This is a genomic window from Embleya sp. NPDC050154, assembly GCF_044460165.1.
Lineage (GTDB): Bacteria > Actinomycetota > Actinomycetes > Streptomycetales > Streptomycetaceae > Embleya.
Genome location: NZ_JBITJP010000019.1, coordinates 215,151 through 222,849, shown reverse-complemented (window position 1 = coordinate 222,849; position 7,699 = coordinate 215,151). Strand labels below are relative to the sequence as shown.

Annotated in this window: 6 protein-coding genes and 1 riboswitch; of the genes, 2 read left to right on the top strand and 4 right to left on the bottom strand. The window is 71.0% G+C overall.

The features are described 5' to 3' along the window. Positions 1–158: 158 nt before the first annotated feature. Positions 159–2,675 carry a DNA helicase PcrA gene (gene pcrA, locus ACIBSV_RS34120; protein WP_395869997.1) on the bottom strand — a complete coding sequence of 839 codons (2,517 nt, stop codon included), beginning with the start codon at positions 2,673–2,675 and terminating at the stop codon, positions 159–161. A 157-nt stretch (positions 2,676–2,832) separates the two neighbouring features. Between pcrA and ACIBSV_RS34115 the strand changes: the two genes are divergently transcribed. Further along, positions 2,833–3,552, top strand: a complete 720-nt coding sequence (locus ACIBSV_RS34115; protein ID WP_395869995.1) for a PIG-L deacetylase family protein — start codon at positions 2,833–2,835, stop codon at positions 3,550–3,552. Between the two features lie 60 nt (positions 3,553–3,612). Here ACIBSV_RS34115 and ACIBSV_RS34110 read toward each other — a convergent pair whose 3' ends face one another. Next, positions 3,613–3,969: a hypothetical protein gene (locus ACIBSV_RS34110; RefSeq protein WP_395869993.1), complete on the bottom strand. Its 357-nt coding sequence runs from the start codon at positions 3,967–3,969 to the stop codon at positions 3,613–3,615. 344 nt (positions 3,970–4,313) lie between these two features. Next, positions 4,314–4,451: riboswitch (cyclic di-AMP (ydaO/yuaA leader) on the top strand. A 9-nt stretch (positions 4,452–4,460) separates the two neighbouring features. On the opposite strand from ACIBSV_RS34110, the gene ACIBSV_RS34105 reads away from it, so the two are divergent. Continuing rightward, positions 4,461–5,546 (top strand): NlpC/P60 family protein, encoded by a 1,086-nt coding sequence (locus tag ACIBSV_RS34105; protein WP_395869991.1) that lies wholly within the window; start codon positions 4,461–4,463, stop codon positions 5,544–5,546. 97 nt (positions 5,547–5,643) lie between these two features. Here the strand turns inward: ACIBSV_RS34105 and ACIBSV_RS34100 are convergent, their stop codons facing one another. After that, complete coding sequence (locus tag ACIBSV_RS34100; protein WP_395869989.1) at positions 5,644–6,321, bottom strand: LuxR C-terminal-related transcriptional regulator; 678 nt, start codon at positions 6,319–6,321, stop codon at positions 5,644–5,646. Next, complete coding sequence (locus ACIBSV_RS34095; RefSeq protein ID WP_395869987.1) at positions 6,318–7,580, bottom strand: PspC domain-containing protein; 1,263 nt, start codon at positions 7,578–7,580, stop codon at positions 6,318–6,320. The genes ACIBSV_RS34100 and ACIBSV_RS34095 overlap by 4 nt, the downstream gene beginning before the upstream one ends. Between the last annotated feature and the right edge of the window lie 119 nt (positions 7,581–7,699).

Sequence of the window (7,699 nt, the reverse complement as noted above, 5' to 3'; positions counted from 1 at the left end):
AGCAAGCCGCTGGGCGGCCTGCTCGGCTGACCGGCCGGGCGCCCACCACCGGCGCGGGGGCCCCCCCCCCCCCGGGGGGGGCCCCCCCCCCCCGGGGGGGGGGGGGGCCCCCCCCCCCCCCCCCCCCCCGCCCGCGTTCGTGCCAGGAGGCTCGCGCGCTACAACTTCTGCACCGGCGCGTAGCGCAGCAGCAGGGTCTTCTCGCCGCCCGCGCCGAAGTCGATCGTGGCCTTGGCCTTGTCACCGGTCTCGGCGGTGGAGACCACGGTGCCCAGACCGAACTTGTCGTGGGTGACCCGGTCGCCGGGGGACAGCGCGAGGATCGGCCGCTCCTTGATCTGCGCGCCCTTGCCGAAGCCGCCGCGCGAGCCGACCGTCGACTTGGTCGCGGACAGCGCCTTGGCCGCCGACGGGGACGTACCGCGCCAGTCGACCAGCTTCTCGGGCAACTCGCCCAGGAAGCGCGACGGCGGGTTGTACGACGGCGCGCCCCACGCGCTGCGCATCTTCGCGAGCGTGACGTGCAGCCGCTCCCGGGCGCGGGTGATGCCGACGTAGGCCAGTCGGCGCTCCTCCTCCAGTTCCTTCGCGTCGCCCAGCGAGCGCATGTGCGGGAAGACGCCGTCCTCCAGACCGGTCAGGAACACCGTGGGGAACTCCAGGCCCTTGGCGGTGTGCAGGGTCATCAGCGTGACCACGCCGCCGTCCTCGCCGTCGGTGGGGATCTGGTCCGAGTCCGCCACCAGGGAGACCCGCTCCAGGAAGTCGGCCAACGTGCCGGAGCCACCCTCCTGAGCCTGGGCTTGTTCGAACTCCAGTGCCACCGCCGCGAGTTCCTGGAGGTTCTCGATCCGGGTCTCGTCCTGCGGGTCGCTGGACGCCTGCAACTCGGCCAGGTAGCCGGTCTGTTCCAGGATCGCCTCCAGCACGGTCGCCGGGCCCGCGCCGCCGTCCACGACCGCGGTGAGGTCGTCGAGCAGTTGCACGAAGCCCTTGACCGCGTTGGCGGACCGCTTGGCCAGGCCCGGCGCGTCCTCGGCGCGGCGCAGTGCCTGGGCGAACGGGATCCGGTCGCGGGTGGCGAGCACCTCCAGGCACGCCTCGGCCCGGTCGCCGATGCCGCGCTTGGGCACGTTCAGGATCCGCCGCAGCGAGACGGTGTCGTCCGGGTTGGCCAGCAGCCGCAGGTAGGCGAGCACGTCCCGGACCTCGCGGCGCTCGTAGAAGCGCACACCGCCGACGACCTTGTACGGCAGCCCGACCCGGATGAAGACTTCCTCGAACACGCGGGACTGGGCGTTGGTCCGGTAGAACACCGCGACCTGGCCCGGCTTGGTCTTGCCCGCGTCGGTGAGCCGGTCCACCTCGTCCGCGACGAACTGGGCCTCGTCGTGCTCGTCGTCGGCGACGTACCCGACGATGGGGGTGCCCTCGCCGGCGTCCGTCCACAGGTTCTTCGCGCGCCGATTGCTGTTGCGCTCGATCACCGCGTTGGCCGCGCTGAGGATGGTCTGCGTCGAGCGGTAGTTCTGCTCCAGCAGGATCGTCGTGGCGTCGGGGTAGTCGGCCTCGAAGTCGAGGATGTTGCGGATGGTCGCGCCGCGGAACGCGTAGATCGACTGGTCCGCGTCACCCACCACGCACAGCTCGGCCGGTTCGATCTCGGCCAGGCCCGCCTCGGCAGGGTTCACCAGGTCGCCGTCGACCGTGCGCCGGGGGCCGCTGCCCGCCGCGCCGCCGACCAGTTCGCGCACCAGCGTGTACTGCGCGTGGTTGGTGTCCTGGTACTCGTCGACCAGCACGTGTCGAAAACGCCGCCGGTAGTGCTCCGCGACGTCCGGGAACGCCTGGAGCAGATGCACCGTGGTCATGATCAGGTCGTCGAAGTCCAGCGCGTTGGCCTGGCGCAGCCGCTCCTGGTACATCGTGTACGCCTGAGCGAGTATGCGCTCGGTCTCGTTGATCGCCTTCGCCGCGAAGTCCTCGTGGTCGACCAGCTCGTTCTTGAGGTTGGAGACCTGGGCGTTGAACTTGCGCGGCGGGAACTTCTTCGGGTCCAGGTCCAGGTCGCGGCAGACCATCGCCATCAGCCGCTGCTGGTCGGCGGAGTCGTAGATGGAGAACGACGAGCTCATGCCGAGCTTCTTGTACTGCTGCCGCAGGATGCGTACGCACGCCGAGTGGAACGTGGACACCCACATGGCCCGGGTGCGCGGCCCGACCAGCGCCTCGACCCGTTCGCGCATCTCGGCGGCGGCCTTGTTGGTGAAGGTGATCGCCAGGATCTCGCCGGGGTGCACGTCCCGGGCCGCGAGCAGATACGCGATCCGGTGGGTCAGCACGCGCGTCTTGCCGGAGCCCGCGCCGGCCACGATGAGCAGCGGGGACCCCTCGTGCACGACCGCGGCGCGCTGCTGCGGGTTCATTCCGTCCAGCAGCCGCGCCGGATCCACGACCGGGCGCGGCGCGCCGTTGCGGTAGTAGGCGTCGCGCGGTTCGGGCGGCGGTGCGTACTGCCCTTCGTACAGGTCGTCCGGATAGTCCTCCGGAAGGCCGTACACGTGGTTCTCGTCCGGCTCGGGCGGCAGCGGGATGTCGTCCGCGGGGCTCGTGGGGGACTTCTTGGCCGCGGTCTCGAAACCGGGCAGGGGGATGTCGTCGAAGAGGCTGCTCATCGTTCCCCGAGTCTAGGTGGGTAACAAGCGAGTCGTGCTCGGCCCTTTGTACAGAGCGGAGATCATTGCGCCGACGACGGGTTTTCGCCGCCGGCATCACGTCGATCGGGATCGGTGGATCACCGGTCGGGGATCGATCCGATCAAGGGAGTACATCGTGCTGGACGATCGTGACGTGGAACGGGTGCTGGTGTTGGCCGCGCACCCGGACGACATCGACTACGGGGCGGCGGGGACGGTGGCGACCTGGACCGAGGCCGGCATCGAGGTGAGCTATTGCCTGGTCACCGACGGGGACGCGGGCGGCTTCGACCCGGCGGTGCCGCGATCCGAGATCGGCGGGATCCGGCGGGCCGAGCAGACCGCGGCGGCGGCGCACGTGGGGGTGAAGCGGCTCCACTGGCTCGGCTACCCGGACGGGCGGTTGGCCGCGACCCTCGAACTGCGGCGCGACATCACCCGGGTGATTCGGCAGGTGCGGCCGCAGCGCATGGTGATCCCCAGCCCCGAGCGGGACTGGACGCGGCTCGCGCCCAGCCATCCGGATCATCTGGAGGCGGGCGAGGCGGCGATGCGGGCGATCTACCCGGACGCCCGGAACCCCTTCGCGCACCCCGAGCTGTTGGACGCGGAGGGACTGCGGGAGTGGACCGTGCCGGAGACGTGGTTGTCGCCGACGGGGGATCCGGACCACGCGGTCGAGGTGAGCGCGGTGTTCGAGCGCAAGATGGCGGCGCTGTTGTCGCACGCGAGTCAGACGAGTCATCTGTCCGGGCTGCGCGAGGAGGTCACCGGGATGCTCGGCCGCAATGCCCTGCGGTTCGGTCTGGGCGCGGGGCGGATGGCCGAGGTGTTCCGGGTGGTGGACACCGCCTAGCGCATTCGGCGAGAGATCGAGGACGCGCCTGGGCGGTGAGCCGGCGGGCCCGGCGCCGGCTCAGGTCCACATGACGGCGATGGCGATGTTCGCCACGGTCAGCAGGCCGATCGCGCCGAGGACCTTCGGGGAGACCCGGTCCGCGGCGCGATTGCCCCAGACCAGCAGCAGGATCGCCAGCAGGATCACCAGCTTGGTGCCGATCTTGGCGTTGTCCACGTCCTGGTCCAGGCCCGCCTGGACCACCCCGACCAGCGCCAGACCGGTGACGAGCATGGTCAGCGCACCGTGCGTCATCGCGGGCACGATCCGCACGTCGCCGGTGCGCAGCCCGGACATCTGGGTGAGGAAGCCGCCGAGCAGGGACGCAATGCCCACGATGTGCAGGACCAGCAGGATCTGCCGCAGAACGTCCACGTCGTACAACTCCTCGTCGGCTCCTCGCGCGGCGCCCGGGACGCCGTCGTCGTTGCGGGTCGCAGCTTAGCCGGCGGCCGATAAGGGACCTTCCGGTTGGTCATACGCCGGCAATATGCGCCAAACGGCTCAAGATCGACTTTCGGGAATCCGGGCGCTTTTCCCGTGATACGGGGAGAAGGAAACGGTGACCTTGGTAAAGTTTTGGCAATGCAGAGGCCAATGGTGATGGTCGTGACACGCCTGTGACTAGTGTTCTGCGACAGGCGATCGGCTCGACGTCGGCCACCCGGTCGACACGATCGCCTCCGCCGAATTCGGGGACGCGTTTCGGTGACGGTGGGTGACCACCGTCGTCGCGACGAGAAGCCGGAACCGGGGACCCTCGCAGTCCCTGGGGTGAATCGGTGCTCCGGCACCGTAGGGCGCCTTCTTCCGCCCGAACCCGTCAGCTAACCCGGTAGGCGGCCGAGGAAGGAGACCCGCCACCAGTGGCGTCCCAACGTCGACCCGGGCAGCACCGCAAGCCCAAGCCGCGCACCGCCGTCCGTACCGCAGCGACCGTCGTCACGGCCGCGGCGACGATGACCGGCGTGATGACCTTCGCCGGCACCGCGAGCGCGGATCCCGCGCAGTCGTTCCAGCAGACCAAGGAACGCGTCAACCAACTGCACAGCGACGTGATCAAGGCCACCGACGCCGCCAACGGCGTCGAGGAGCAGATCACCAAGCAGCAGGGCACCGCGAACCAGACGCAGGCCCGGATCGCCGAGGAACAGGCCGCGCTGAACGCCCTGCGCGACCAGATCGGTGTCCTGGCGGCCAACCAGTACCGCAGCGGCGGCCTGCCGCCGTCGCTCTCGCTCGCGCTCAGCGGCGACCCCGAGGGTTACCTGCAGAAGTCGCAGATGATGTCCCAGCTCGACGGCCAGCAGGCCGCCAAGCTGAAGCAGATCGCGGCGCAGGCCCGAGTTCTCCAGCAGGACCGCACCGAGGCCTCCTCGCAGCTCGCGGAACTGGAGAAGCTGCGGACCGAGCTGAACAAGAACAAGGCCGACATCCAGGCCAAGCTCTCCGAGGCCCAGCGGCTGCTGAACACGCTCACCGAGCAGCAGAAGAAGGAAGTCCTCGACTCGGACGAGCACGCGGGCGACACCTCGCGTACGCCCGACCGCAGCTCGCGGGACAAGGAGAAGGACACCGCGCCGGCGACCAACATCCCGGCCTCCGGCCGGGCCCAGGCCGCGATCAGCTACGCGTTGGCGCAGATCGGCAAGCCGTACGTCTCCGGCGCCGAGGGCCCCGGCTCGTTCGACTGCTCCGGCCTGACCCAGGCGTCCTGGAAGGCGGCGAACGTCTCGCTCAGCCGCACCACCTGGACCCAGATCAACGACGGTCCCAAGATCGCCAAGAGCGCCCTCCAGCCGGGCGACCTGGTGTTCTACTACTCGGACAACCGGCACGTGGGCATGTACATCGGCAACGGCCAGATCGTGCACGCCCCGCGTCCGGGCAAGACCGTGACCAAGGCGCCGCTGGACTCGATGCCGTTCCTCGCGGCCATTCGACCCGGCTAGGCCCACGGGACACCGGCGACACGTCGACGGCGCCCGTCCTCGGATTCGTTCCGAGGACGGGCGCCGTCGTGTGTGCCGGGGTATACCGCCGGTCCGGTCAGACCAGCCGGCGGTCGGTCGCCCAGCGGGTCAGCTCGTGCCGGTTGGAGAGCTGCAACTTGCGCAGTACGGCGGACACATGGGTCTCCACCGTCTTGACCGAGATGACCAGCCGCCGGGCGATCTCCTTGTACGCGTAGCCGCGCGCGATCAGCCGCAGCACCTCGCGCTCGCGCTGGGTGAGTCGGTCCAGGTCCTCGTCGATCGGCGGCACGTCGGTGGCCGCGAACGCGTCCAGCACGAAGCCCGCCAGACGCGGCGAGAACACCGCGTCGCCCTCGCCGACCCGGCCGATCGCGCGGATCAGCTCGTCGCCGGTGATCGACTTGGTCACATAGCCCCGGGCGCCGCCGCGGATCACCCCGATCACGTCCTCGGCCGCGTCCGAGACGGACAGCGCCAAAAAGCGCACGGCCGGGATCAACGACGCGCACTGGCGCAGCACCTCGACCCCGCCGCCGCCGGGCAGGTGCACATCGAGCAGGACCACCTCGGGACGGGTCTCGGTGACCACGGCCACCGCGCTCGCGACGTCGTCGGCCTCGCCGACCACCTCGACCGCCTCACCGATCTCGGCGCGCACGCCGGTCCGGAACATCCGGTGGTCGTCGACCAGGACCACCCGGGTACGCGGCGCGTCCTCGGGGTGCTCGGTGCTCGTCTCGGTGGCGTTCACGTGTTCGTCCTTCCCACAGCGGCCCGGCCGGCCTCGGCTCGGCGCATCTCCAGCTCGACCTCGGTGCCCTCGCCGGGTTCGCTGCGGATGTTCGCGGCGCCCCCGTTGCGGCGCATGCGCCCCAGCACGGACTCTCGCACACCGAGTCGGTCGGCGGGCACCGCGTCCGGGTCGAAGCCGGGTCCGCGGTCCCGCACGAAGACGGTGACCGTGTCCTCGTCGGCCTCGCCGAACACCGAGATCGCCGCGCCGCCCGCGTACTTCGCCGCGTTGACCATCGCCTCGCGCGCGGCGGCCAGCAGAGCGGCCAGCTTGTCGTCCACCGGGCAGTCGCCCACGGACACCACCTCGATCGACACGCCGTGCGCGTCCTCGACCTCGGCGGCGGTCGAGCGCAGCGCGGCGGCGAAGGTGCGATCCGGTTCCTCGCCGTCGGGGCGGTACAACCACGCGCGCAGCTCGCGCTCCTGCGCGCGGGCCAGCCGGGCCACCTCGCGCGGGTCGTCGACCTGACGCTGGATCAGCGTCAGCGTGTGCAGCACCGAGTCGTGCACGTGCGCGGCCACCTCGGCCCGCTCTTGGGCCCGGATCCGGGCCCGACGCTCGGCGCCCAGCTCGCGGGTCTGTCGCAGCAGATACGGGCCGAAGATGACCAGCAGCCCGACCAGGAGCAGCCCGGCCCCGCGCATCGCGGCCAGCGCGTCGCCGAGGCCGCCCCGGCCGAACGAGAAGAACACCAGACCGGCCAGCACCAGCGTGGCGCCGACGAAGGTGCGCAGCGCGCCGGCCACCCGGCTGCGCCCGTCCAGCGAGAACCACCGGTTGCGCTGCGACTCGTCCGCCTGGCGCCACAGCAGGATCACCCCGGGGCCGGCCACCAGCAGCGGCCAGATCCAGTCCCCGACCTTGCTTCCGCTCGTGGTCGCGCCCACGCCGGTGAGCATGGTCGCGGCGATCAGCACGATGATCAGGGCGAGTGCCTGATGCCGCTCCCGACCACGTTCGCGCGGTGGCGGGGTCGTGGCCCCCGCGCCCTGCGGTACGAAGATCCAAAAGGCCGCGTAGAGCGCGATCCCCAGACCCGCGAAGAACGCGAGCGCGACGAAGGCGACCCGCAGCAGCAGCACCTCGACACCGAGGTGCTCGGACAGACCACGCGCGACGCCGCCGGCGAACCGGTGGGAGGCGGCGCGCCGGAGCCGCGGGGTCGGCGGCACGGGCCGGACGGGCGCGGCGGGCGGGGGGTGGACGGCGGTCACACGACCGATCGTCACACGCCGGCAAGCCCCGACGCATCAGGGCTCGACCCTGATTCGCCCTCAGGGTCGAACCAGGGGCGGGCCAGGGCGGAGCCCGATGGGAACGGGGCGGCGGGAGC

Bases quoted from the DNA above. Each gene is read 5' to 3' on its own strand.
- pcrA (WP_395869997.1), bottom strand. From the start codon at position 2,675: ATGAGCAGCCTCTTCGACGACATCCCCCTGCCCGGTTTCGAGACCGCG.